Annotated in this window: 1 pseudogene; it reads left to right on the top strand. The window is 46.0% G+C overall.

What is annotated here, in order from left to right:
• Nucleotides 1-125 precede the first annotated feature (125 nt).
• A pseudogene (locus tag UQ64_RS32425) lies at nt 126-272 on the top strand (IS110 family RNA-guided transposase); the annotation flags it as partial.

The raw sequence follows: 272 nt of genomic DNA, 5'->3' as shown, positions 1-272 counted from the left end.
TGCCCGTTAGAATTCCTGTAGAATGAATAATTTGGCCTTTGTACAAAAAAGAGCACCTCTGTAACATGGGAGTTGGAACGGGTCTACAGCCCTTTTAATCTCACCATCTAGGAGGTCGCTCTACTATGAAGTTTAAAGCTCAGGACAAGCAAAATCAACTCATTGAAAACATTTCCTCTTTGCATCTGGTTGTCGGTGTAGATATTGCCCAGGAGATGCATGTCGCTCGTGCAGTGAGCTATCGGGGAATTGCGTTGGGATCGCCGCTCGAG

The organism is Paenibacillus etheri (assembly GCF_001012825.1).
Classification (GTDB): domain Bacteria; phylum Bacillota; class Bacilli; order Paenibacillales; family Paenibacillaceae; genus Paenibacillus_AQ; species Paenibacillus_AQ etheri.
Note: the sequence above shows the minus strand (reverse complement) of the source record. Positions and strands in the feature narration are given on the sequence as shown.